This is a genomic window from Enterocloster clostridioformis, assembly GCF_020297485.1.
Lineage (GTDB): Bacteria > Bacillota > Clostridia > Lachnospirales > Lachnospiraceae > Enterocloster > Enterocloster clostridioformis.
On record NZ_JAIWZC010000001.1, the window covers coordinates 989,415 to 1,013,060 of the forward strand.

At 51.7% G+C, this 23,646-nt stretch carries 22 protein-coding genes; 9 read left to right on the forward strand and 13 right to left on the reverse strand.

Features of this window, described 5'->3' with window-relative positions; all coding sequences use genetic code 11:
* Positions 1 to 293 precede the first annotated feature (293 nt).
* Positions 294 to 1,838 carry a DEAD/DEAH box helicase gene (locus tag LA360_RS04940; RefSeq protein WP_022201156.1) on the forward strand — a complete coding sequence of 515 codons (1,545 nt, stop codon included), beginning with the start codon at positions 294 to 296 and terminating at the stop codon, positions 1,836 to 1,838.
* A 23-nt stretch (positions 1,839 to 1,861) separates the two neighbouring features.
* Here LA360_RS04940 and LA360_RS04945 read toward each other — a convergent pair whose 3' ends face one another.
* Positions 1,862 to 2,920, reverse strand: a complete 1,059-nt coding sequence (locus LA360_RS04945; RefSeq protein WP_022201155.1) for a polysaccharide deacetylase family protein — start codon at positions 2,918 to 2,920, stop codon at positions 1,862 to 1,864.
* Positions 2,921 to 3,308: 388 nt separating this feature from the next.
* Between LA360_RS04945 and LA360_RS04950 the strand changes: the two genes are divergently transcribed.
* Positions 3,309 to 3,761 (forward strand): helix-turn-helix domain-containing protein, encoded by a 453-nt coding sequence (locus tag LA360_RS04950; RefSeq protein WP_022201154.1) that lies wholly within the window; start codon positions 3,309 to 3,311, stop codon positions 3,759 to 3,761.
* A 46-nt stretch (positions 3,762 to 3,807) separates the two neighbouring features.
* Here LA360_RS04950 and LA360_RS04955 read toward each other — a convergent pair whose 3' ends face one another.
* The 4 genes from LA360_RS04955 to LA360_RS04970 all read right to left on the reverse strand — a co-directional run bounded on the left by LA360_RS04955 (position 3,808) and on the right by LA360_RS04970 (position 10,042).
* Complete coding sequence (locus tag LA360_RS04955) at positions 3,808 to 4,578, reverse strand: SseB family protein (RefSeq protein ID WP_022201153.1); 771 nt, start codon at positions 4,576 to 4,578, stop codon at positions 3,808 to 3,810.
* 131 nt (positions 4,579 to 4,709) lie between these two features.
* Positions 4,710 to 5,723 carry a class I SAM-dependent methyltransferase gene (locus LA360_RS04960; protein WP_022201152.1) on the reverse strand — a complete coding sequence of 338 codons (1,014 nt, stop codon included), beginning with the start codon at positions 5,721 to 5,723 and terminating at the stop codon, positions 4,710 to 4,712.
* An 83-nt stretch (positions 5,724 to 5,806) separates the two neighbouring features.
* Positions 5,807 to 8,029, reverse strand: coding sequence for a penicillin-binding transpeptidase domain-containing protein (locus LA360_RS04965; protein WP_022201151.1), 2,223 nt, complete (start codon positions 8,027 to 8,029; stop codon positions 5,807 to 5,809).
* Between the two features lie 270 nt (positions 8,030 to 8,299).
* Entirely contained in the window at positions 8,300 to 10,042 is a 1,743-nt protein-coding gene (locus tag LA360_RS04970) for a hypothetical protein (RefSeq protein ID WP_022201150.1), read from the reverse strand.
* 262 nt (positions 10,043 to 10,304) lie between these two features.
* On the opposite strand from LA360_RS04970, the gene nadA reads away from it, so the two are divergent.
* From nadA to LA360_RS04995, 5 genes are all read left to right on the forward strand, one after another.
* Positions 10,305 to 11,210 (forward strand): quinolinate synthase NadA, encoded by a 906-nt coding sequence (gene nadA / locus LA360_RS04975; protein WP_022201149.1) that lies wholly within the window; start codon positions 10,305 to 10,307, stop codon positions 11,208 to 11,210.
* A 65-nt stretch (positions 11,211 to 11,275) separates the two neighbouring features.
* Positions 11,276 to 12,493, forward strand: coding sequence for an L-aspartate oxidase (locus tag LA360_RS04980; RefSeq protein WP_022201148.1), 1,218 nt, complete (start codon positions 11,276 to 11,278; stop codon positions 12,491 to 12,493).
* On the forward strand, positions 12,462 to 13,319 hold the full coding sequence (nadC, locus tag LA360_RS04985; protein WP_057571818.1) for a carboxylating nicotinate-nucleotide diphosphorylase: 858 nt from the start codon (positions 12,462 to 12,464) through the stop codon (positions 13,317 to 13,319). The genes LA360_RS04980 and nadC overlap by 32 nt, the downstream gene beginning before the upstream one ends.
* A 33-nt stretch (positions 13,320 to 13,352) precedes the next feature.
* Positions 13,353 to 13,901: a transcription repressor NadR gene (locus LA360_RS04990; RefSeq protein ID WP_022201146.1), complete on the forward strand. Its 549-nt coding sequence runs from the start codon at positions 13,353 to 13,355 to the stop codon at positions 13,899 to 13,901.
* A 13-nt stretch (positions 13,902 to 13,914) separates the two neighbouring features.
* Positions 13,915 to 14,721, forward strand: a complete 807-nt coding sequence (locus LA360_RS04995) for a metallophosphoesterase (protein ID WP_022201145.1) — start codon at positions 13,915 to 13,917, stop codon at positions 14,719 to 14,721.
* A 247-nt stretch (positions 14,722 to 14,968) separates the two neighbouring features.
* Here LA360_RS04995 and LA360_RS05000 read toward each other — a convergent pair whose 3' ends face one another.
* Positions 14,969 to 15,208: a hypothetical protein gene (locus LA360_RS05000; RefSeq protein ID WP_022201144.1), complete on the reverse strand. Its 240-nt coding sequence runs from the start codon at positions 15,206 to 15,208 to the stop codon at positions 14,969 to 14,971.
* 124 nt (positions 15,209 to 15,332) lie between these two features.
* On the opposite strand from LA360_RS05000, the gene LA360_RS05005 reads away from it, so the two are divergent.
* Together LA360_RS05005 and LA360_RS05010 are read left to right on the forward strand one after the other, a co-directional pair.
* Positions 15,333 to 15,641 (forward strand): hypothetical protein, encoded by a 309-nt coding sequence (locus LA360_RS05005; protein WP_022201143.1) that lies wholly within the window; start codon positions 15,333 to 15,335, stop codon positions 15,639 to 15,641.
* Positions 15,638 to 17,218 (forward strand): DUF2079 domain-containing protein, encoded by a 1,581-nt coding sequence (locus LA360_RS05010; RefSeq protein ID WP_022201142.1) that lies wholly within the window; start codon positions 15,638 to 15,640, stop codon positions 17,216 to 17,218. Before LA360_RS05005 ends, LA360_RS05010 begins: the two co-directional genes overlap by 4 nt.
* Before the next feature lie 108 nt (positions 17,219 to 17,326).
* Here LA360_RS05010 and pepT read toward each other — a convergent pair whose 3' ends face one another.
* The 7 genes from pepT to hisD form a co-directional block, all read right to left on the reverse strand.
* A complete protein-coding gene (gene pepT / locus LA360_RS05015; RefSeq protein ID WP_022201141.1) occupies positions 17,327 to 18,616 on the reverse strand; it encodes a peptidase T in 1,290 nt (429 codons plus the stop codon).
* 91 nt (positions 18,617 to 18,707) lie between these two features.
* The gene (hisIE, locus tag LA360_RS05020) at positions 18,708 to 20,021 is read right to left on the reverse strand and encodes a bifunctional phosphoribosyl-AMP cyclohydrolase/phosphoribosyl-ATP diphosphatase HisIE (RefSeq protein WP_057571817.1); all 1,314 of its coding nucleotides are present in this window, start codon (positions 20,019 to 20,021) and stop codon (positions 18,708 to 18,710) included.
* A 26-nt stretch (positions 20,022 to 20,047) separates the two neighbouring features.
* Positions 20,048 to 20,767, reverse strand: a complete 720-nt coding sequence (hisA, locus tag LA360_RS05025) for a 1-(5-phosphoribosyl)-5-[(5-phosphoribosylamino)methylideneamino]imidazole-4-carboxamide isomerase (RefSeq protein ID WP_057571816.1) — start codon at positions 20,765 to 20,767, stop codon at positions 20,048 to 20,050.
* 12 nt (positions 20,768 to 20,779) lie between these two features.
* The gene (locus LA360_RS05030) at positions 20,780 to 20,986 is read right to left on the reverse strand and encodes a hypothetical protein (RefSeq protein WP_225537325.1); all 207 of its coding nucleotides are present in this window, start codon (positions 20,984 to 20,986) and stop codon (positions 20,780 to 20,782) included.
* A complete protein-coding gene (locus tag LA360_RS05035; RefSeq protein ID WP_022201138.1) occupies positions 20,968 to 21,717 on the reverse strand; it encodes a hypothetical protein in 750 nt (249 codons plus the stop codon). Before LA360_RS05035 ends, LA360_RS05030 begins: the two co-directional genes overlap by 19 nt.
* 1 nt (position 21,718) lies before the next feature.
* On the reverse strand, positions 21,719 to 22,306 hold the full coding sequence (hisB, locus tag LA360_RS05040; protein ID WP_022201137.1) for an imidazoleglycerol-phosphate dehydratase HisB: 588 nt from the start codon (positions 22,304 to 22,306) through the stop codon (positions 21,719 to 21,721).
* Between the two features lie 15 nt (positions 22,307 to 22,321).
* Entirely contained in the window at positions 22,322 to 23,614 is a 1,293-nt protein-coding gene (hisD, locus tag LA360_RS05045) for a histidinol dehydrogenase (protein WP_022201136.1), read from the reverse strand.
* Between the last annotated feature and the right edge of the window lie 32 nt (positions 23,615 to 23,646).

Here is a 23,646-nt window from a genome sequence, read left to right on the forward strand (position 1 = left end):
AAAATAGACAGACATTGACTGGCTGTCCAGCAAAGAAAGACCTAAGGAATTGCTTTGACAATGATTAGGTTACGAGCTCAAGGCGTCACTGGTTTGTGCTTGAGAAGACAGCCGACACATGTTTTTATGCGGACTTGATCCCAAATGGAGGAACCGATTCTACTTCCTCCTCCGTGCTCTGTAGTGTATCTGTCTGAGGAGAGTTTAACATCAAAAATAAAATAGTGGAAGCACAAACTTGCTATTTCATAACTGTTTTGTGCCTAAGCGAAGCGAAAGGAATGAGAGTTTTTATGGAATATCAGTTATATCTCTGGCAGGAGAAGTGCTTAAAAGAATGGAAGAAAAAGCACTGCCATGGAATCGTCAATGTTGTTACAGGAGCGGGAAAGACGTATCTGGCCTTAGCCGCCGGAGAGCTGCTTAGAGAGCGGACAGCCGTGTCTGATCTCAGGATTAAAATAGTGGTTCCCACTGCATCTTTGCTGGCGCAGTGGGGTGCTGCCATACGGAATTTTTTTGACGGGACCGTATCCCGCCGGGACATTGGTTTCTATTACAGCGGCCAAAGAGACACACCGGACCGTCTGTTTATGATTTACGTAATCAATTCCGCCCGTTATTCTCTTGCCCGCCATATTGTCAGGGATCTTGAAGAGGGATTCACGGTTTTTTTAATCGCAGATGAATGCCACCGCTATACCGGAGACGAAAATCGAAAGATATTTGACTTCCTTCCCTTTACTAAAAATTGCCCTGAGCAGTATGCATCCCTGGGGCTGTCTGCCACGCCCGGGCTAAACCGGCCAGAAAACGCGTCCGTTCTCATTCCCGCCCTGGGCCCGGAGATCTTCCGGTATGGACTTAAAGAGGCAGAAGAAGATGAGACGCTTTGCCCTTACGCCGCCTTTCATATCGCGCTTTCTTTTACCCCTCAGGAAAAAGCGGAGTATGAGGAGCTGAGCGGCAATATGAGGAAAATGTTCCTTAAGCTAATCTCCCATTACCCAAGCTTAAAAGGGCTGAACCGCTCCGCCTTTTTCCGCAGGCTCTGCCAGATTGCCAATGAAAAAGGGGACTACGCATATTTAGCCCGGTCATACTTAAATTCGTCCCGCAAACGCAAAAATCTTACCAGCGAAGCCATGTCCCGTCTTCAGTGTGTCATAAAGCTCATAGGACTTTTAGATAAAAGCGCAAAGATTATTATTTTCGGTGAGCGGATTAAGCAGGCCGATATCCTGTATGAGAAGCTGGACCGTCTCTATCCCAACCAGGCCGCGCGCTGCCATTCCGCTATGGATCCCAGTGCAAGAAAGCTTGCTCTGGAACGTTTTCGTGACGGCGAAGTGCGTATTCTCATCAGCTGCCGCGCTCTGGACGAGGGCTTTGATGTGCCGTCCGCCAGCGTCGGAATCGTCATGTCCTCAGCGTCGGTCAACCGGCAGCGGATTCAGCGCCTGGGCCGTATCCTGCGGCGGCACGAGGGGAAAGAGATTGCCAGTCTATACTATCTATATATTGCGGAGTCCTCCGAGGAGGCCTCCTATTTTCCCGTAGAATCCCAGACATCCGCGGTCTGTGAGCTGTCCTACCATTGGGAAAATGATACGTTTTCACACCCTGCCTACGAAAGGCAGGTCCGAACTGCCATGCAGCGATTCAGGCGGGCGAAACCGGACGTCTCGCTTTTGTCCGAGGCAGCAGGCTGTTTTGAACGCGGCATCGTCGGGCCGGACTGGCTCATGGGCAGGGCATACTGTACTGTAAAAATCCAGTTGTCAAAGACAATCGCTGAGAGGAATTACTGGATTTGTATGAAGCAGATTGCCAGATAACTGAAATATATTTGCCTGCCCTGTTAATTAGGGATACTAAAATAAACCTGCCCTGCCTCCAACGGCACCCCTTTGGCCGCATACATCTCGCTGACCGTAACAAACTGGTATCCCTGGGCAGCCAGCAGGGGGATGACCGTCTCAAAGGCCTCGGCCGTGGCTGGATAAAGGTCGTGCATCAGCACAATACTTCCATCCCTTGCCTGAGAGAGCACAGATGCGGCAATGGCATCCTTGTCTTTACTGGACCAGTCCTGGGTATCGATATTCCACTGAATCATGGGGTAGGATACCAGACCAGGCACCTGGCTCTTAAAGGCGCCATAGGGCACACGCACCAGTTTTGGCCGAAAACCTGTTACAGCCTCCACCGCATCGTTGGTCATCTCAATCTGAGAAGCCACTTCTTCCGGAGAAATCTTTTCCAGATTCTTATGGTTGAATGTATGGTTTCCTATCTCGGACCCGGAATCCCGGATTCTCTTAAGGGTATCCTTGTAGTCATCGACGCGGCTTCCTACTATAAAAAAGGTAGCCCTGCCCCCGTAAGCCTGAAGTGTGTCCAGGATTCTTATATCCACGCTGTAATAAGGGCCGTCGTCAAAGGTAAATGCTATCATGGGCTTAGAGGCGTCAGCAGGCCCGGAAACAGGGAACAGCTCATTTTTGCCGCCTGCCGGGTCTAAGGACGCATCACCGGAGGGCGGGGCGGCCTGCACCACGTTTCCCGGCCCATCACTGGATTCTGCAAAAGGCGCAATGGTCTCCGGTGTCTGCTGCCGGCCTTTTTCAGAATCAGACAGAGACGGCCCCAAGACATTTCCCTGTTCTCCTGTTTTGATTGAATCCGACTGATTATCCCTTGCTTCGCTGTTTTTTGCTGCTATCCGGACAGCGGGACCATTGCTCCTGCCCGCCACCACATTCTTTCCATAAAAAAACAGCTGTGCACACCCAATCACAACTGCCAGAATCAAAACCAGCTTCACACCAAACTTCAGGGTAGACTTTAATTCCTTCTCCCGCATCTTTGCCTGTCTGGTCTTACTGATTCGTTTCTTCATTTTGGTATCCTTTGACATAAATTCTGGTCTCCTGTGTATTTTAAATGCAGCCAGCCTTTGACCAGCCTGTTTATTGTAAACAAATTAAGTAGTGCTGTCCATGGATTTAAAGAAATTGAAAGAATATGTCACAATAACTCAATAAACGTATAGGAACAGATACCACTATCAAAAAGATATCAGCCGTCACAACCGCGCGAAATGACGTGAGAAAAAATAGTGCCGCACAAAATCTCTCAAAAGAAATATGAGAAAAAATATCACGAGAAAAAATATCCTCAAATCAATGCCGTTTCTTGAAGAATCTTAGTTTATATGGTAGAATTATCCATGAAAGGAATTTGATGGTTCATATCGGAGTTTGATATAGATAAAATATGGGATTACCAGGAAATGGGGACTTACTGTGAGAAACGAGAAACTGATTGCACTTATGAATTTAAAGGGTATGACCCAGGCAACCTTATCAAAGGAGACACACATACCTGCCAGCACCTTGAAAAGAATTATAAACGGGGAAAACCAGAAGGATAAGATGGTGCACATGGAGTCCATTTCAAAGGCACTTGGCACTTCCGTCCATTCCATTTTCGACATTCCGTTGGAAACGCCCCTTGCTGCTGCGCTTCGCCCGGATGAAGCAGGAGCATCTGTCACCAAGCTTCTGACTTCAGACGAATCCCTGCTCATTTACTGGTTCCAGAATACATACCGCGAAGGCCAGGCAGCCATCCTTAAACGGGCCAAGGAAGAATACAACAAAACCCAAAACGAAATATCAAAAAAAGTGACGTCACTTGACAAACAAAAAGACAAACCCGATGATTTCGGCCAACTTTCCCTTGAGCTTAAAACGTAGCCAAGCTGCGGTGAGTTTTGCCTCATCGCAGCCTTTTTCTCACATTTTAAGCATTCTGTTTCGTCTGGCCGGCCGTTCTCTTAATCTGCAGAGGCATCCTGACTCCCATGGGATTGAGGATCACGCCCTTTGCCTCTTCTGTCATGATTTGTGGTATCTTGTCAGCCGTCACCACAAGGGGGCGCAGCTTTCCCTCCCGGTTAAACCTCTGGAACTCTAATATGTCTGTAAAGATGGCCTGGAATAACTGTTCGTTCACCTTTACAGCTGCCAGCCCCTTACCCTCCTTCTCCACAGGAACAATGAAACTGCCCTTGCCGAAATCATTGGAAATCTCATCCTGCCATTCCTTAATCTGCGGCAGGTTCTCCTGCCCCGGTTTCCTTCTCAGTTCCTGCATGTAATACAGCATGGTCAGATGAAGGGACGGATTCTCCACCCATATCTTCTCCCCCGACTCCTGTCCCTGCTGATTATTGCGCTTCACAAAGTCCTGCAGCTGAATCAGGCAGTCTCTCCCGCCGTCTTTTACCAGCAGCGCATTGACCCCAAGAGTATAAAGGCTGGTGTAGAACATCAGGAACTGCCTGTTCTCCAGCTTCATGGGCCTGACAGGTATTCCTGCCTCGGTCTGTTCTTTTGACTCCTTTATGGCTGCCTGACCGTCAAAGAAAACAATGATTTCGTCATCATAGGTTTCCTGGTCGCAGACCACATAGGGCTCTCCCGTACACATGGAAAGCAGAACGTAAAGCTCCCCTGCGTTCTTAAGACGGTACATAATTTCCTGTTTTCCTGTAGTTTCATTCGGTTTCATTTGTTTGTTTCTCCTTTATGGTTTTTCCCTCTTTTCAAATGATACACAGCTTTTTTATTTTACCATATCATAAACCCATTGCCAAGCGAGACCTCCCTGCTTCGCTGTCCGGGCTACGGCTTTTTACCAAGTTATTTTCTGAATATATCCACATCCACATTGCCCGTGGAATAGATCCCGGTCCGTTTCTCAGCGCTCCTGAAGCCGGCTGCCATGGCAGCCTCTGCTATTTCATTCTTTTTCAATCCAAGGTCATAGCCCTGCATGTTGTACGGAAGCCAGCCCAGCATCATGTCCCACGGGCCCGAGCCATCCCGTTCGATTCCCTCTGAATAGCAAAGCAGCACGCCGCCCGGATTCATGGCCTTATAAAGCTTCTTCATAAGGCTGGCCAGCTCCTGTTCCACAAAGCTTAAGGTGGCTATGGCCATAATCAGGTCATAGCCCTCCCCTATATCATCCGCCAGGTAATCCCCTGTCATAGGAACCGCCCGCCCTTCCAGGCCGGTGAGACGGATGGACTCCCGGATTGCCGGTTCCATAGCAGGGCGGTCATAGAGAATCCCGGATATATCCTCCCGTTCCCCAATCACTCCCAGGCCCAGCAGCCCCGTTGCGCAGCCTAAATCCAGAATTTTCCTGATTACCGGATATTCCGGAAGTTCTCTTACCATTCTCTGTATCTCAGTCTGGCGGAAGCCCATTTGGGACTCCCGCATGTTCTGTACGTACTGCTCAAAGGTCAGCTGCCCTCCCAGTCCATGGCCCCCGCCGGGGCCGTCTTCAACCAGCCTCTTAATATCCCTGCATCCCATGCATTCCTCTGCGCAGTTGAAGGCCAGATGGCCGCCGATGTATTCCGGCCTGCCTTTTACAAGGTAGCGGTCCGTTTCCCTGCAGTTACAGTACATCCCATCCCTTTTCCAGATAAATCCCAGACAGTAAAGGGCGTCCAGGAAATACCGCGTGTTATCTTCATTCCACCCTCTCTCCTCTGAAAGCTCCCTGACGCTCTTACGCTGGGTAAGGCCCGAAAAGACATCCAGTTCCACCGCCGCATTCAGTACACCGACATACAGCGGGAGATAGGGAAGCCTGATGAGCCTCCGTAAAATCCCCTCTGATGAAAATGAATCCATAGGCATTGATTTCCCCTCCAATCCCCCCATACACAGTTTCCGTTTATTACCTCCTCACTAATAGTATATGTTTATATCTCCGGATTGTCCTACTGTCCTGACGGTATATAGGCTCCCAGCACATCCCTGGACTTTCTGACCACCAGACCGCTTCCTCCGGCGTTTTTCACATCCTCCACCATACTGACCATAAGAACCGGCTTCTGCATATCCGCATCAGCCGTGTACACGGCAAACCATCCCAGTTCCGTGCCGCTTGTATCTTCCTTGGATGCTTTTATCTCAGCTGTTCCTGTCTTTCCTGCCAGGGTGATGTCTGAACGCATGGCAGCGTGTCCTGTGCCGTGTTCCGAACTGATTACAGCCTTCATTCCGTCCTCCACGATCTCTGCTGTTTCCGGTGTGCAGGCATCCTCAATCCAGACCTCCGGCTCCGGTGTATCCTTGTATACAAGATAGGGCTTCAGGACCTTTCCCCGGTTGGGGTACATGGTATAAAGGGATGCCAGATGGACGGGATTTACCAGCACCTGGCCCTGACCGTATCCGCTGTCCGCCAGCTGGATTTCCGTTTCAATCTGGTCCGTATTGGAGTACTGGGATTCCGCCACCGAGATTTCAAAGGGAAGCTTCTGGTTAAATCCCAGCCGGTCCAGCCCTGCCATAAAATCGTCTTTGCCGATTTTCAGGGCTGCCCTTGCAAAGTATATGTTATCCGAGTAAATATAGGCATTTTTAAGGTTGACCGGGCTGTAGCCGTGAAGGGTGGTAACGTAATATCCGCCCCAGCCCGCATCCTTCTGCCAGCTTAGTCCTGCCGCGTCCTCCCCGAAATTCTCATCCGGCGTAAGGGCGCCTGTGGTAAGGCCGATGACGCCTGTGATGGGCTTAAAGGAGGAGCCGGGGGCAAAGCGCTGCCTGAAACGGTTTAGCATGGGCTTTCTCTCATCCTCATTCAGCCCGGCCCAGGTTTCCTCCGACATGCCCAGGATGAAGTCATTGTCATCATAGCTGGGGGTGTTCACCAGAGCCAGAACCTCTCCTGTGTAGGGATTCATGGCCACTGTACAGCTTTTGCTGTCCTCAAATGCATCATACACCATCTCCTGCAGGCTGCTGTCTATGGTGAGGGTAATATCCTGGCCGTCAATTCTGGGAATGGCTGCCAAAACCTGCTTTTCTTCTCCCTGGGACGTGACAATGGATATAATGCGGCCATTCTGTCCCTTTAACTCCTTCTCAAACAGACCTTCCATGCCGCTCCTGCCTATGACGCTGTCTGACAGATATCCTTCCCCCTTGTGCTCCTCAAGATCCTCTGCCGTCACATTCTGTACATAGCCCACCAGATGGGCCGCTTTCTCGCCCAGGGGATAATACCTGACAGGCGTATCTGTGATCATGACGCCCGGAATGGTCAGAAGTTCGTCCTGAAGCGCCCTGTTCTGTACATTCTCATCCTCCGGAAGTTGGGACTGGAGATTGAGCTCATCCACCTTCTTTAGCGTCTTAATGGGAACAAGGGAATCATCCTTAACCCAGCCGGCCGACAGCTTTTTGCGGATGCTGTCAGCAGAAACGCCTAAAAGCTCTGAAAGCCGGTTTAAGTCGTCCTCTGAATATTTATCCGCCTCCCGGCTCATCTTTCCCGGCACAAGCCCCACCATGGATGCGCTGCCCTTTCCGGCCAGCATAATACCGTTTCGGTCCAGGACGCTTCCCCTTACGGCCTTATCCGTGGTGACCCTTACCTTGTCGTTCCAGCTCAGGTTGGGAAATATGACGCGGTCGTTCCAGATCAGCCTGTATTCTTCGTCTTTCTTTCCATTCTTTTTCTTTCCGGCCTCTTCACTCTCATAGCCTTCTGTCCCGGCTGCCTCAGAGGATGCCTCCAGCTTAAAATCCACCCGGTTCAAAAAATGGATGGGGCCTGCGGAGCTCTCCATGCTGGTCTCATAGCTGACCGTCTGAATCCCCTGGTCCTCCTTCTCCTCCACTCCGGTAATATCCACCCGGATGGAGGAAGCGCCGATGCCCTCGTATATATTCTTATTTCTGGTGATAAAATCCTCCTGGCTGATGTCCATACGGCTTCCGGAATCCAGCATCCGGTACATGGCCTCGTAATTTCCCTCAGTCAGGTATCCTATATACTCCATGAACCGTTCATCCGGCGTGGCTCGCCGTACACCGGCCTGCCCCTTTGCAAACCATAAAAATGCCATGCCCGCAGCAGCGGCCCCAATACACACCAAAACCAGGGGAATGATAATAACCGCCCTTGATCTTCTTCGTTTTCTTCTGCTTCTCATTTTAAATTCCTTTCAAATATCCATGATGATACCGGTCCAGACATACCTGCGCTGAATCCATCAGTAAATTATTGCACATGCGGCAGGCAAAAACAATAGCGCAGCCGGATAATTAAGAAAAAAGAAGAAAACCCGGATAGTCTCCCTGGGTTGCTCCGGCTCCCAGGATGTTCAGGTCCAGGGTCCTGTCTATCTTCCGCCCTTCCCCTGTTTTTACACACTGGAACAGTCCGGCAAAGCAGCAGACGCATTCTCAGTCCGGTCAGCCGGTCACATCTGTACCGGCAGTACAAATTCCTGGTTCCATCCATAGGAGGGTCTTTGAAGCTGCAGCCGGATTACAGATTCCCCCTCCTGGTATACTGCCTTGAATCCGGCCAGCTCACCCGCATTATATTTGTCTGCCCCTGCCATATCCGCCATTGCGTATACGGTTTTTAAGGGGTCTTTGGAACTGCCCTCCCGGCCTTTCTCCGGCTGCACCGCATTTACGTAGTACAGGTTCTTATCCGCGTCCCTCATCTCTGCCCTGGCATCGATGTATGCCATATGCTTGGTAAGAGGGTTTCCGTTTTCATCCGTGCCATATTGATAAAGTTCATCCATGGGACTGACTCCGTTCAGATATATCCTGCAGTCCCTGAATTCCACCACCATATCCAGAGGCTGCCGCTCCCCGGAAACAGGTATCTCCAGCACTGTTCCCTGCTCCGGCGATATGACGATGGGTTTCTCCGCATGCAGGGACGCTTCCGTAACCACAGCTCCCTCTGGTATCCTGTACAGTGTCTCCTGAATGCTTCTGGGCCGAATGCCGGACAGCTGGTCCAATGATGTAGTCAGCTGTTCCCCCAGCACAGGCACCAGTTCGGTGGTCCTTCCATCTGACAGCGTAGCCATCAGTTTTCCGCGGCTGAATCCGATCCTGTATCCATCCTGTGAGTAGGTATAGGTGGTAAGCCTGAGACCGTCCTCCTCCACTCTCCCCTCTGCCATCCCGTAAAATCCTTCGTGGTCCACCATTCCCTTTATATCCTCCAGCGAATCATAGGCAGGCGCCTTCTTAAAAACGATTTTCATAGGTTCTTTAAAACCGTCCAGCCAGAGTTCATAGACACCCTCCGGCTCTTCCAATGTAAACCGGCCCTTTCCTATGGTTTTCTCCGACACTTCGGATATGTAGTAGCCGCCCTTTCCATTATCTTTGTAAGAGATGCTGTTTTGCTGCTGGGCAAAGCCCAGTCCGGTCATTCCCTTGCCGTTAATACGGTCAAAGGTGACCGTCCTTGCGCCTTCCTCCTTCTGCGCTTTCTTTTCCGCCCGCATTCTGTCCCGAAACGCACTGTGGCCGTAAATGTTTTTATCACTGTCAATACAGAAATAGCTGTCATCCCAAATTGTGTAAATCCCCTGTTCCTGTTTTTTCTGTTTTTCCTCCTCCTGTTTCAAAATCTCCTTTACCTTCTCATCCGGTATCAGGGTCACGGTATCATCCCTCAGCTTCACTCTGACGCTGATCACGTTATCCTGATACACCGCCGAAAGAAGCCTGGCGCTGACTCCATCCGCATCTGTTTTCATCTGGCTTGCGTCCATGTCCAATACATACAGGGCCGGTTCCCCCTTTTTACATATGCCGTATTCGGGAACCATCTGCCACCGGTCCACTGTCCCCGGACCGTCTGCCCCCTTCTCCGCCTTAGCCGCCTCCTGTCCATCTCCCATAGCCGGTGTTCCCGGCGCGTCCCTCTGCCTTTGAGACGCCTCTGCTTCCTGGACGTTCTCTCCTTCCGGGGCACCATTCTCCCTGTCCTTCTGTCCTGTGCCGCCCTGTCCCCGGACATCCGCGCTGCTCTCCTTCTGTTCCCCGGTCCCGCTGGCCGCTGATTGGCAGGCCGCCAGACCTACAGCCATGAACAAAAGACATGCCGCAAGTCCCAGGACTGTTATCCTGTGAATTCGTATTATGCAGAGTTTTTTTCTGTAAGCTGATATTCCGTGGATTTTTTTCATATTAATCCTCCTCGTTTAGAACGCTGCGCCGCGTCAGAAAACGTCCGGCATAATTCCTATCCTAATTTTACCATATCATCTTTTTTCAGTGCTGAACTTTTCTTTAATAATCCTTACAATTACGCGGACCGCTTTATTCCGGGATAAATTTAACGCCCAATGTGTCTTGTCATATGTAAATATATGTGCTATACTGTTGCAGACATAAACAGAAAGCCAAATGAAAAGCCGGTGTCACTCTGCCGGCAGAACAGGGGAAATTATGACAAAGCAGGAAGAAATAGAGCAGTTAAAAGCAAAGCAGGACGCGGTCATCCTGGCCCATTACTATGTGGATCCCCAGGTACAGGAAGTGGCGGATTACATAGGAGATTCTTTCTATTTGAGCAAGATTGCGGCCGGCCTTGACCGCAGAACCATGGTGTTCTGCGGTGTCTCCTTCATGGGAGAAAGCGGAAAGCTCCTGAGTCCGGACAAGGTGGTCCTGATGCCCGACGCACAGGCAGACTGTCCCATGGCCCACATGGTAACAAAGGAGGAAGTGGAACAATACAGAAGGGAATATCCTGACCTTGCAGTGGTCTGTTACATCAATTCCACTGCCGAAATCAAGTCCTGGTCCGATGTGTGCGTCACATCTGCCAATGCGGTCCAGATTGTAAGAAACCTGCCAAACCGGGACATCCTTTTCATACCGGATAAGAACCTGGGACGGTACGTGGCCAGCCAGGTGCCTGAAAAGCATGTGATGCCGGTAAACGGCTGCTGCCCTGTCCACGACCAGATGTCTCCCAAGGAGGTATCCGCCTTAAAGGAAATCCATCCAAACGCCCAGGTACTGGCTCACCCGGAATGCAATGCCCAGGTACTTGAGCTGGCTGATTATATCGGTTCCACCACCGGAATTCTCAAATTCGCCGCCGGCAGCACTTCCCGGGAATTCATCATCTGCACGGAAAACGGCGTGCGCCATGAACTGGAACGGCAGAATCCGGGCAAACACTTTTATTTTCCTGATACAGAACCAATTTGCCGGGATATGAAAAAGATAACACTGGACAAAATCATCCATGTCCTGCGCACAGGACAGAATCAGGCATCCGTACCCAAAGCCTATGTCCCGTCGGCCGGCAGGGCTCTGGAGCAAATGCTTAATCTGGCCCGGTAGCCGCCTGAAAGCAGATTTCAGGCGGTCGATTTCAGACAGTCGATTTCATAAGGAGGCATTAGGAAATGACAAAACATATATACTGTGATGTGGTGATCGCGGGGTGCGGGGCGGCAGGGCTTTACACTGCCCTGAATCTGCCAAAGGACCTGCATGTTCTGATGATATGCAAGGAGGATATGGACACCTGTGATTCCATGCTGGCCCAGGGGGGCATCTGCGTGCTCCGGGGCGAGGACGACTATGAGTCATACTTTGAGGACACCATGAGGGCCGGTCATTATGAAAACCGGAAGGAGAGCGTGGATTTGATGATACGCACCAGCCCCGGCATCATCCGGCATCTTCTGGAGCTAGGAGTAGGGTTTGACAAGAACCCGGATGGTAGTTTAAAATATACGAAGGAAGGCGCCCATTCCAGGCCCAGAATCTGTTTTCATGAGGACATCACCGGTAAAGCCATCACCACGGTTCTCCAGGAACAAACAGCCGCGCTCCCCAATGTGAATATCATGGAATACACTGTTATGACGGATATTCTGACCGCAAACGGAGCCTGCGCCGGCATCCTGGCCAGGACAGGGGACGGCAGTACCCTCTCCATACACGCCCGGGACACGGTCATGGCCACCGGGGGCATCGGAGGACTCTACCAGCATTCCACTAATTTTCCCTGTCTTACAGGTGACGCGCTGACCGTTGCCCGCAAGCATGGCGTAAAACTGGAGCACCTGGATTACGTCCAGATACATCCCACCAGCCTTTACACGGAAAAGCCCGGCAGGTCCTTTCTCATCTCGGAATCAGCCCGGGGCGAAGGAGCTGTGCTCCTTAACGGCAAAGGAGAACGCTTTGTCAATGAGCTGCTGCCCAGGGACGCGGTATCCCAGGCCATTGAAGCTGAGATGGAAAAAGAGGGAAGCAGGCATGTTTGGCTGTCCTTTGCGCCCATGCCCCGTGAAACCATACGGGAACATTTTCCACATATATATGAAACCTGCCTTGAGGAAGGTTATGACATCACAAGGGAGCCCATCCCGGTGGTGCCTGCCCAGCATTATTTTATGGGCGGCGTGTGGGTGGACCTGGATTCCAGAACCACCATGGAGCATCTGTACGCAGTGGGTGAAACCAGCTGCAACGGGGTTCACGGAAAGAACCGCCTGGCCAGCAACAGCCTGCTGGAGAGCCTGGTGTTTGCCGGGAAAGCCGCAAAAAGAATAGAGAACAGCCAGAAAGGGAGAATTAATTATGAATCCAATTACCATGCAGCTTGTTGCTGACAAATACATACGTCTTGCCCTGGAGGAGGACATCAGCAGTGAGGACGTGTCCACCAACTCAGTCATGCCCGAATACAAAAAAGGCGAGGTACAGCTTATCTGCAGGGAGGACGGCATCATTGCCGGATTACAGATTTTTGAGCGCGTATTTACCCTTCTGGACCCGGAAACCAGGGTTGTCTTTGATGTCAGGGACGGGGAGGAAGTAAAGAAAGGCCAGCATCTGGCTGCGGTCACAGGGGATGTGCGCGTCCTCCTGTCCGGCGAACGGACGGCCCTGAATTATCTGCAGCGGTTAAGCGGCATTGCCACTTATACACATACCGTTGCGGGGATGCTTGAGGGTACCGGGACAAGACTTCTGGACACCCGGAAAACCACTCCCTGCATGCGTATTTTTGAAAAATATGCGGTGCGGATTGGAGGCGGGCAGAATCACCGCTATAACCTGTCCGACGGCGTGCTCTTAAAGGATAACCACATCGATGCAGCCGGAGGCGTCAGGGAGGCGGTGACCGCTGCAAAGGCATACGCTCCCTTTGTCCGCAGGATTGAAGTTGAGACAGAGAACCTGGATATGGTGAAGGAGGCAGTGGACGCCGGCGCCGACATCATCATGCTGGACAACATGACGCTGGAGCAGATGGCTGAAGCCATACGCTATATTGACGGCCGGGCCGAGACCGAGTGTTCCGGCAACATGACAAAAGAAAACATCCGGACCATTGCAGAGCTGGGTGTGGATTATGTATCCAGCGGCGCACTGACCCACTCTGCCCCGATTCTGGATATCAGCCTGAAGCACCTGAAGGTGTTGACGGATTAAACCGTAACTATGTTTTGCAGGAGGGAATGAGAAATGGAATGTGCAATGAACGGAACGCAGAGACGCAGAAAGCTTCTGGATATGATGAGGCAGGCTTCCGCCCCTTTATCCGGAGGAGCCCTTGGCAGGGCAACCGGCGTCAGCCGCCAGGTGGTGGTCCAGGATATTGCTCTCCTGCGCACCATGGGCTATCCCATTCTCTCCACCGCCCGCGGGTATGTCCTCAATGAATCCAAACACGCATCCCGTCTCTTCAAGGTCTGCCACACCAATGAGCAGACCGAGGATGAACTGGTCACCATCGTGGACCTGGGCGGAACCGTGGCGGATGTCATGGTCAATCACCGGGTATACGGGAAAATGTCAGCCCCCTTAAATATCAAGAACCGCCGCGACGTGCAGTTGTTCATGAACAATATACAGACCGGAAAATCCACCCCTCTCATGAATGTCACCTCCGGCTACCACTTCCACCATGTCTGCGCCGAGCAGGAGGAGATACTGGATGAGATAGAGGAAGCCCTGAGAAAAAAACACTATCTGGCAGAGCTGCTGCCCTATGAGATGTCCGATAATGAGTAAACAGGAGCCTGATATGCAGAAAAAAACACATGCTGTAAACCCATTTTACTGCGGTCTTACAGTACACCGTTATACGGAATACTCAAAAAAGCTTACAAAACGCCTGCGGGCAGCGCTGATTACAGACCTGCACAGCACCATATACGGCAGCGCACAGGAGCCGATTCTTAAGGCCCTGCAAAGTCACAGGGCCGACCTGGTTCTCATGGCAGGCGATATTGCCGACCACAAAGTCCCACATAAGGGGACTTTACTGCTTTTAGAGGGCCTGAAGGGACAATACCCCTGTTATTATGTTACGGGAAACCATGAGCATTGGATTCACCAGATACCCGACATCAAGAAAATGTTCACCGGATATGGGGTTACTGTCCTTGGGGGCCAGACCATCCGTACAACAATCAAGGGGCAGCCCCTGATCATAGGCGGGGTGGATGACCCCCATGCCTTTACAGACTCCCACCACTCCATTAAACTGGATTCCAGATGGAAGGAACAGTTCTGGCGCTGCTGTTCCCGCACCTCCCCCGCCGTCTACTCCATCCTGCTGTCACATCGGCCGGAGCTCACCAAATATTACAGGGACAGCGGATTTGATCTGATTGTGGCCGGCCATGCCCATGGAGGGCAGGTCCGTATGCCCGGCTGCTCTGGCGGGCTTCTGGCGCCTCACCAGGGCTTCTTTCCCCGGTACGCAGGGGGACAGTATGCCCTGGGAACCACCTCCCTGATTGTCAGCCGGGGACTGTGCATCAACAGGCTTCCCCGTATTTATAATCCTCCGGAATTGGTGCTGGTGGACCTGAGCCCCATTTCATAGAGCGTACCATCCTCTCTATATGCTCTTCCCGGCGGGTCACAAATGGGTCTGGTCCTCCTGCAACAGCCTGGCATCCGCTGCCCGCAGGGGCCGCGCATGCGGCAAGCGCTGCCGGCTGCATGCATCTGCTTGTGCTTCTTTTGTCTTGGATGATACTGGTCCTTTTTCTCATTTTCTCTCCTTCCGGTCAGAAACCCGCAAAAATAACGACATGCCAGTCAGTTTACCGCGCCTGCAATGATCCAAATCAGCCCTGCCCCGGCGCCCCCATCCCCATTTTTTTCTCTCCATAGCTGAGGCGAATTACCTGCACACCGTAAAATGCGCCCGGTACCATGACCAGCCAGGAGCTGCTTTCCGCGTTACCGCTGCCTGCCAATAAAGCGCACTCCAACAGCATCATATGAAAAGGTACACACAGGGTCATCACCACTGTATATCCAATAGGGAGTATATATTGCCTCACCTTGTTTTCTTTTTCCCACATATATCTTACCTCCCGGAGACGGCGGATTTTATTAAGGTTTTTCTAATTTTTCTTACAGTTGCTTCCAGCATCTTTACATTTTCCAATCGTATGCTTACTATACAGTTTAAAGGAGGAGAACCCTATGATTCAAACGATGAAACACGATTTCCGGCTGTCTCCATTCTGCTGCGGCCTTGGAAAACTGACCATTGCCAGCTGGCTGCTGACAAATACCATGTTCCTTTTGGCCAGTCATGTTCCCTTTGTGACACTGGACTTTGTGAGACAGATTTCACTGGAAAGCTTCTTGGGCATCTGGCTTGGAATCTTTCTCTGCATGGTTATTCCCTATGTACTTCCCTCTGCCCGCTCCCGGATTCATTTTTCCCTGATTCCCAGCGTGCTCATGTATATTGCCACCCTGATGATAAAGGAAACGTTCATACTATGATAAAAACCATGGAACAATGGCTGACCGGAAAAAGACTGCTGATAATCCTCACCATCGCGGCGGCTGTCTGGTTTTCGTTCACCGCCGTCATGACAGTGCTGCGGTACCGGCTGAATTACGCGCCGGCTTATGATTTCGGAATTTTTTCACAGATGTATTACTATATGGATAAATGCCTGTCTCCTCTGACCACCTGTGAGCGCGACGGGCTTTTATCCCATTTTGCGGTCCATCTCTCACCTGTCTTTTACGTACTGCTGCCCTTTTACAAATTAGTCCCCCGGCCGGAAACCCTGTTGGTGCTCCAGTCCCTCGTTGTCATAAGCGGAATGGTTCCCTTATGTCTTTTGACCAGGGCATTTGGATTCACCCGCCCGCAAACCTTGTGTTTCGGTCTTATGTACTGCCTTTATCCGGCTTTTATGGGCGGATGTTTTTATGATTTCCACGAAAACAAATTCCTGGCCGTCATCATTCTCTGGTGCATGTACTTTCTGGAAACAGGTCATTTTAAATCCATGCTGGCCTCTGCCGCCCTTCTCCTTATGGTGAAGGAGGACGCGCCTGTCTATGCGGCCTGTATCGGACTTTACCTGTTCCTGTGGAAAAAACAGTACCGCCTGGGAGCCGTTGTCTTTCTGGCGTCATGCGCATATTTCTGTATTGCTATCTGGTATATCAACCGTTTTGGGGAGGGAGCCATGATTAACAGGTTTGACAATTTCATATCGGACAAGCGCCTTGGCTTAGTCAGCATGTTTAAGACCATCCTGGTCAATCCGGCCTATGTGCTGTCCCAGATTGCGGTGAAGGACAAAATCCTGTTTTTCCTTGAAATGCTCCTTCCGCTGGGTTTCCTTCCACTCATGACAAAAGACTGGCAGAAATGGACCCTGCTCATCCCCTTTGTACTCATCAACCTGATGTCCAATTATAAATACCAGCACTCCATCTACTTTCAGTATACCTACGGTTCCGGAGCCCTGCTCATTTATCTGGCATTGGTGAATTTCCGGGATATGAAGCATACCTTCGGCCACAGGCGCAAAAACCGTACAGGATATGACGGCCGGCTTCCGGGCTCCGCCTGCGCCTGCGGCCTGCTATGCGGCCTCGTCCTCATAGGAGGCGTGATGTACAGCAAGTCAAATTATGCCAGCCTGTTTCAGCGCCATCACGAGGAGGCCGCCCAGGCCAGGAGCATTCTGGATCAGATTCCCCAGGATGCCTCTGTAAAGTCCTCCACCTTCTTCCTTCCCCAGCTTTCCATGCGGGATGAAGTCTACCTGCTCACAAGCAGTCATCCGGCTGACTATATGGTGGTGGACCTGAGAAAGGGTTATGAAAAGGACCTGGAACAGATTTTGGCCGACTGCCAGGAACATGGGTATGAGCCGGCAGGAACCGTGGACGGCTATGTGGCCCTGCTAAAGCAGGATGTGGAATCCAAGGGCGGCCTGGCACGCAGCCATAAGCAGCTGTTTCACGCCGCCCCCAGCCAGGACCGGCAAAAGCTCCTGCCAGACCCTCATGATGTTCATGGGTCCGGATATTATCCGGATAAACCGTCTGCCTGAATCATATATTTGATGACTTTGAACTTTTTATGAGAAACAAAGACCTGTTTTTAAAGGATCTAAAGGCACGGCAGCTTCATTCCTATAGGTCCGCCGGCATCACACAGATTAAAGTGCTGGTGCATCCGAAAGACAGGGACCTGCTGCGTCTTCGGTAATTGTTTCCGCAAAAGACCTGGAAATCTCTATAAGGAGTTCTGTTATCTTCTCCATGGACTGTACCGGAATGAATTCATACTTTCCATGGAAATTATGTCCTCCTGTACACAGGTTCGGACAGGGCAGCCCCATATATGACAGTCTGGCGCCGTCCGTGCCTCCCCGGATCGGTACCACGATTGGCCGGATACCCAGCTTCTCCATGGATGCCCTGGCCTTATCAATCAGGTCCATGTGGGGCTCAATCTTCTCTTTCATGTTATAATAGGAGTCCTTTACCACAGCCTCCACGGTTCCGGAACCATATTTCCGGTTCAGGAATCCGGCTGCCTGGGCAAACAGTTCCTTCTTGTGCTCAAACTTCACCCTGTCATGGTCCCTGATGATATAATCCATCCTGGTCTCCTCCACACAGCCGGTCATCCTGTCCAGATGGTAAAAGCCCTCATACCCTTCCGTATACATAGGATTCTCATCTGCCGGAAGCAGCGACTGGAATTCCATTGCCATGAGAAGGGCATTTCTCATACGCCCCTTGGCCGTGCCCGGATGGATATTGGCACCATGGACCGTCACCCTGCCGGACGCAGCATTAAAGTTTTCGTACTCCAGCTCTCCCAGCGCTCCGCCGTCCACAGTGTAAGCCACATCAGCCCCAAAGCCTTCCACATCAAAGCCGTCGGCTCCCCGGCCCACCTCCTCGTCCGGCGTGAAGCCGATACAGATCGTCCCGTGCTTTACTTCCGGATGCCTGAGAAAATAAGCTGCCATGGTCATGATTTCAGCGATACCTGCCTTATCATCCGCTCCCAGCAGAGTGGTCCCATCCGTGGTAATCAGGGTCTTGCCCTCATATTCCTTTAAAACAGGAAAATCCGCTGTCCTCATCCATATGTCCTGTTCCCTGTTCAGGCAGATGTCCTGTCCGTCGTAGTCCCGGATGAACTGCGGCTTTACATCCTTTCCGGAAAAGGAGGGAGCCGTGTCCATATGGGCGATAAAGCCCAGGGCCGGAGATGTCTTTCCCTCCTCCAGATTGGACGGAATACATGCATATACATACCCCTGTTCACTCATCCTCACCTGGGATGCCCCCAGCTCCTTAAGCTCCCCGACCAGCTTATGCGCCAGTTCAAACTGCTTCTTTGTGCTGGGAACGGACTCCCTGTCATCCTCTGACTGAGTATCGTATGAAACGTAATCCAGCAATCTCGCTGTAACCTCCGATATTTCTGCCACCTCTCTATTTCCTCCTGCATTTTTTATTATGAATTATATTGCCGGCCTTATATTACCAGAGCGTGTCTGGAACTTCCCTTGTTCCCCGACGCTACCGGTTTGCCAGCTCCTCCGTGATTTCCTCCCATGTAATGCCGCGGTCCGCCATGAGCACCATCATGTGGTAGAGAAAATCCGAAATCTCATATTTGATTTCCTCCGGGTTGGGATTCTTGGCCGCTATGACGATTTCAGTGGCCTCCTCTCCCAGCTTCTTGAGTATCTTGTCAATTCCCTTGTCAAACAGATAGTTGGTGTAAGAGCCTTCCTTTGGATGCTCCTTACGGTCCAGTATGACCCCAAACACCTCCTCAAATACCTTCAGGGGATTTGTTTCCTTGTATTCCTTCTCCGCCAGCGTGGTAAAGAAACAGGACCTGTTTCCTGTATGGCAGGCAGCTCCCACCTGCTTCACCGCCGCCAATATGGTGTCATTGTCACAGTCAATCTTCAGGGATTTTACATACTGGAAGTGACCGCTGGTCTCACCCTTAAGCCACAGCTTCTGCCTGCTCCTGCTGAAATAGGTCATCCTGCCGGACGCCAGTGTGGCCTGGAATGATTCCTCATTCATGTAGGCCATCATCAGCACCTCCATCGTCTTATAATCCTGGACAATGACAGGGATAAGACCGTCACCTCCCAGCTTGAAATTCTTCCATTCCAAAGAGCTCTCAAAGGTATCCGTGACAATACCCGCGCCTTTTAAAATCTGCTTCAGCTCCATCACCTTGTCCAGGTCATCCTCCGCCAGAGTCAGGACAGCGCCTTCCACCTGGGGACACCCCAGGCTCAGCTTTAAATCCCCGGCCATTTCCTGGACGCTTTCATGACCTCCGCAGAATATAAGGCTTGTGCAGGATATCTCACCGATCTCCCCCAGCTCAGCCAGGGTCGGGACAGGACCGGATGCCCTGCATATCATCATGGACGCCCCCAGCTGAATATACTCCTCCACACGGTTCAGATAGGACAGGTCCGGCATGTAGGCATATATCTTTTCACTGCCAAACCGGTCTGCCGCCTCCTTCATCATATCCACATTGTCTTCATAGCTCACATCCAAGAATACGGCGCTGGCTCCTGCATACAGGTACTTTTTCACATCCTCCAGGCGCCTGATCCGTCCTCCCGCCAGTATGGGCTCATCCACGGTGCGGGCTGTTTCCTTGATAGCGCCTATGACAGCCTCGTGGTCCTCATCTGAAAAAGAACGGTCGCAGATAAATATTTCATCCGCCCCGTTGTCACAGGCTGTCCTGGCAAGGTCCTTAAGCCTGCCCTCATACTCAAGCTTTCCGTTCCAGGAAAATGCCTTTCCGTTCCTGTAACCAAATCCCATAATCAGCTTCTTGCAATCAGTCATTTGAATCTCTCCATTTTCTCTGGTACTTAAGCCTCATAAAGCCTCACAGCCTCGGCAAGGTCAATCCTGTTCTCATAAAGGGCCTTACCGATGACAGCTCCCCTGATACCCGCCTCATGCAGGCATTTTAAATCCTCCATACAGGATACCCCGCCGGAGGCTATGATGTCAAGTCCTGTCTCCTCTGTAAGCTTCCTTGTGGCCTCCACATTAGGGCCGGACAGCATTCCGTCCCTGGATATGTCGGTATAGACAATGTGCCTGACACCATATTCCTTCATGGTAAGACACAGGTCCCGGGCGGTAAGGGAGCTGACTTTCTCCCATCCCTCCACTGCCACCATGCCGTCCTTCGCGTCCACGCCTGCCACAATGGCCTCCTCGCCGAACGTTCTTACCATATCCCTGAGGAATTCCGGATGTTCCACTGCCTTGGTTCCGATGATGACACGCCTGACCCCCAGCCCCAGCATACGCTCCACCGCCTCTCCGGAACGGATGCCGCCGCCAATCTCAATCGGTATGGAAACCGTGTCCGCAATCCTGCGTATGACCTCCTCATTGACAGAATACCCTGCCAGGGCACCGTCTAAGTCCACCAGATGCAGGAAGGACGCCCCTTTTTCCTGCCAGTGGGCAACCACCTTTTCCGGGGCGTCCGAGTATATGGTGATATCCTTAAACGCTCCCTGCCTCAACCGGACACACTGTCCGTTCTTCATATCAATTGCCGGATATAGCTGCATATGAATCTCCTTTTATTCTATTATTTTCTCTCTGTACTCAGACGCCGGTTCTCCGGGACATCCGCACATTTCCATCCGCCGGTTAATCTCGCCGGCCAGCATGGCTCCATAGGGTCTGCTCCTTGGTCCCGCTGCCAGGATATGGGCGAATCCATCCTCAGTCACCCCGATAACCATGCCTGAGCTGTATTCTGCCTGCCTCAGACGGGTATACGGCACTGCCTCAAACCGGCAGCCGCCAGTTCCCTGTCCGCCTGCGCCAGTTCCCCATGACGTCCTGCCAGCCGTCTGTTCTGGGCCTTCAGCCGCCTGCCGTAAGAAATTCCGCAGACTGCGGCACCAGCCAGAAGGACTGCCGGCACCACGTAAAACAGCAGTCCCAGGGGATACTGCTCCAAAAATGTCCTGGGCACCGCATCCAGATAATAGTTTCCGACTATATCTGACATTTCCTCCATGGTCATGGGTATCTGAGTCTCCTCCCACATCAGGCTGTATGACTCCCTTGCATATCCCATAAGCTCTGACTGGATGGGCTCCCCAAAACCACAGACGTCCACAGGAGCCGGCGGCTTCTCAAGACCATCGCTGTATGTATACTCCATCAGATCCTTCAGATTTTCAGGCAGTTCCCCCTTCATGGAAATGATATAAGGACGGAACATAAAATCAAAGCCAAAATAGTACTGGTTTTTGCTTTTTACATGCTCCACGAAGCTGTCTGTCAGATACTGGAGTCTGACATAGCTGTACCTCTCCGGTTCTGATATATCAAAAAGAACCGGGGAGGCCAGCTCCTCCTCATAATTTTGTGCGGCCACCCTCTCCAGTAAAAGGCCGGACAATGCCGCAGCCAGTCCCAGAACCAGGCACAGGACCGCGCCGTACAGCCGTATGTCCGTGTAACGGAGCATTGTCATCTTCCGGGACAGGGCGGGCATCTCTCCCATCCTAAAGGCTCCCCTTGGTGGAAAGTACGCCTGACAGACGCGGTTCCGCCGCCACCGCGCCGTCCAGGGCCTTGGCGAAAGCCTTAAAGGCAGCCTCGATGATATGGTGATTGTTTGTCCCTGAAAGCTGTTTTAAATGAAGGTTCATCTCCGCCCCATAGGAGACGGCGTAAAAGAATTCCCGCACCATCTCAGTCTCCAAATCCCCTACCTTTTCCCGGTCCAAGACCAGGTCGCAGACCAGATAGGGCCTTCCGCAAAGGTCCAGGGCGCAGAGCACCAGGGATTCGTCCATGGGCAGTATTTGGGAGCCGTAACGCATAATCCCCTTTTTGTCTCCCACTGCCTTTCGGATGGCCTGTCCCAGCACGATTCCCGTATCCTCTATGGTGTGGTGGGTATCCACCTCCAAATCTCCCTTCACCGTAAGGTCCAGGTCAAAAAAGCCATGGCGCGCGAAGCTGTTTAACATATGGTCAAAGAATCCGATGCCTGTGCTGATGTTCCCTCTGCCGGATCCATCCAGGTTAAGGGTCATGGATATATGCGTTTCGTTGGTGTCTCGGGTGATGGATGCAGTCCGTTCCATATTCGTTATACCTCCCTATTGTTCAAAGCGCACTCTGACTGAATTAGCGTGGGCTGTCAGGTGTTCTGACTCGGCAAATGCCTCTATGTCCTTATGGGCTGTCTCAAGAGCCTCTCTGGAATAATAAATAATGCTGGATTTCTTAATGAAATCATCCACGCCAAGGGGTGAAAAGAACTTAGCCGTCCCATTGGTGGGCAGGATGTGGTTGGGGCCGGCAAAATAATCTCCCAAAGGCTCTGAGCTGTACTCCCCTATAAAGATAGCGCCTGCGTTCTGAATCTTGGTCATGACCTCAAAAGGATTCCTGGTGACGATTTCCATGTGCTCCGGCGCAATGCTGTTGGCTGTCTCCACTGCCTTTTCCATGGATTCCGCCACCAGGATATAACCGTAATTATCCAGGGACTTTCTTATGATGTCTCTGCGTGACAGCACCTTCAGGAAGCCATCCACCTCAACGGATACCTTCCTGGCCAGCTCCATGCTGGTGGTCACCAGAATGGAGGACGCCAGCTCATCGTGTTCTGCCTGGCTTAACAGGTCTGCGGCCACAAAACGCGGATTGGCGCTGTCATCGGCAATCACCAGGATTTCGCTGGGGCCTGCTATACTGTCAATGCTCACGTGGCCATAGACAGCCTTTTTGGCCAGAGCCACAAAGATGTTGCCGGGTCCCACGATTTTATTTACCCTGGGGATGGATGCCGTGCCGAAAGCCAGGGCCGCCACTGCCTGTGCCCCGCCTGCCTTATAGACCTCTGTGGCTCCTGCCATGTGGGCCGCTGTCAGAGTCACCGGATTTACCTTTCCGTCCTTTCCGGGCGGCGTCACCATGGCAATGCGCTTCACTCCCGCCACCTCGGCCGGAATAATATTCATCAGGACAGAGGAAGGATACGCCGCCTTGCCGCCGGGCACATACACTCCCACACTCTCTAAGGCAGTCACCTTCTGGCCCAGGATGGTGCCGTCAGGCTGGGCGTCAAACCAACTGTTCTGTCTCTGCTTCTCATGATAACGGCGGATATTGTCCATGGACTTCTCCATGACCTTTAAAAGGCCCGGTTCCACCTGTTTCATGGCCTCATCAATTTCCTCCCGGGTCACGCGTATGCTGTCCCCATCCAGGGACGCCCCGTCAAACCGCTTTGTATACTCAAACAGCGCCTCGTCTCCCCTGGTCTTTACATCATCCACAATGGCCTGTACGGTCTGGGTATAGCTGTCATAATTATTGGGGTCCCTTTTCAACATGTCCGCCAGAATATTTTCCATGGACTTATTGTCTAATGTCACGATTCTCATGCCTAACATTCCTCCGCTTTCCTGACTTTGCT

Bases quoted from the DNA above. Each gene is read 5' to 3' on its own strand.
- LA360_RS04940 (WP_022201156.1), top strand. From the start codon at position 294: ATGGAATATCAGTTATATCTCTGGCAGGAGAAGTGCTTAAAAGAATGG.
- LA360_RS04945 (WP_022201155.1), bottom strand. From the start codon at position 2,920: ATGTCAAAGGATACCAAAATGAAGAAACGAATCAGTAAGACCAGACAG.
- LA360_RS04955 (WP_022201153.1), bottom strand. From the start codon at position 4,578: ATGAAACCGAATGAAACTACAGGAAAACAGGAAATTATGTACCGTCTT.
- LA360_RS04960 (WP_022201152.1), bottom strand. From the start codon at position 5,723: ATGCCTATGGATTCATTTTCATCAGAGGGGATTTTACGGAGGCTCATC.
- LA360_RS04965 (WP_022201151.1), bottom strand. From the start codon at position 8,029: ATGAGAAGCAGAAGAAAACGAAGAAGATCAAGGGCGGTTATTATCATT.
- LA360_RS04970 (WP_022201150.1), bottom strand. From the start codon at position 10,042: ATGAAAAAAATCCACGGAATATCAGCTTACAGAAAAAAACTCTGCATA.
- nadA (WP_022201149.1), top strand. From the start codon at position 10,305: ATGACAAAGCAGGAAGAAATAGAGCAGTTAAAAGCAAAGCAGGACGCG.
- LA360_RS04980 (WP_022201148.1), top strand. From the start codon at position 11,276: ATGACAAAACATATATACTGTGATGTGGTGATCGCGGGGTGCGGGGCG.
- nadC (WP_057571818.1), top strand. From the start codon at position 12,462: ATGAATCCAATTACCATGCAGCTTGTTGCTGACAAATACATACGTCTT.
- LA360_RS04990 (WP_022201146.1), top strand. From the start codon at position 13,353: ATGGAATGTGCAATGAACGGAACGCAGAGACGCAGAAAGCTTCTGGAT.
- LA360_RS04995 (WP_022201145.1), top strand. From the start codon at position 13,915: ATGCAGAAAAAAACACATGCTGTAAACCCATTTTACTGCGGTCTTACA.
- LA360_RS05000 (WP_022201144.1), bottom strand. From the start codon at position 15,208: ATGTGGGAAAAAGAAAACAAGGTGAGGCAATATATACTCCCTATTGGA.
- LA360_RS05005 (WP_022201143.1), top strand. From the start codon at position 15,333: ATGATTCAAACGATGAAACACGATTTCCGGCTGTCTCCATTCTGCTGC.
- LA360_RS05010 (WP_022201142.1), top strand. From the start codon at position 15,638: ATGATAAAAACCATGGAACAATGGCTGACCGGAAAAAGACTGCTGATA.
- hisIE (WP_057571817.1), bottom strand. From the start codon at position 20,021: ATGACTGATTGCAAGAAGCTGATTATGGGATTTGGTTACAGGAACGGA.
- hisA (WP_057571816.1), bottom strand. From the start codon at position 20,767: ATGCAGCTATATCCGGCAATTGATATGAAGAACGGACAGTGTGTCCGG.
- LA360_RS05035 (WP_022201138.1), bottom strand. From the start codon at position 21,717: ATGGGAGAGATGCCCGCCCTGTCCCGGAAGATGACAATGCTCCGTTAC.
- hisB (WP_022201137.1), bottom strand. From the start codon at position 22,306: ATGGAACGGACTGCATCCATCACCCGAGACACCAACGAAACGCATATA.
- hisD (WP_022201136.1), bottom strand. From the start codon at position 23,614: ATGAGAATCGTGACATTAGACAATAAGTCCATGGAAAATATTCTGGCG.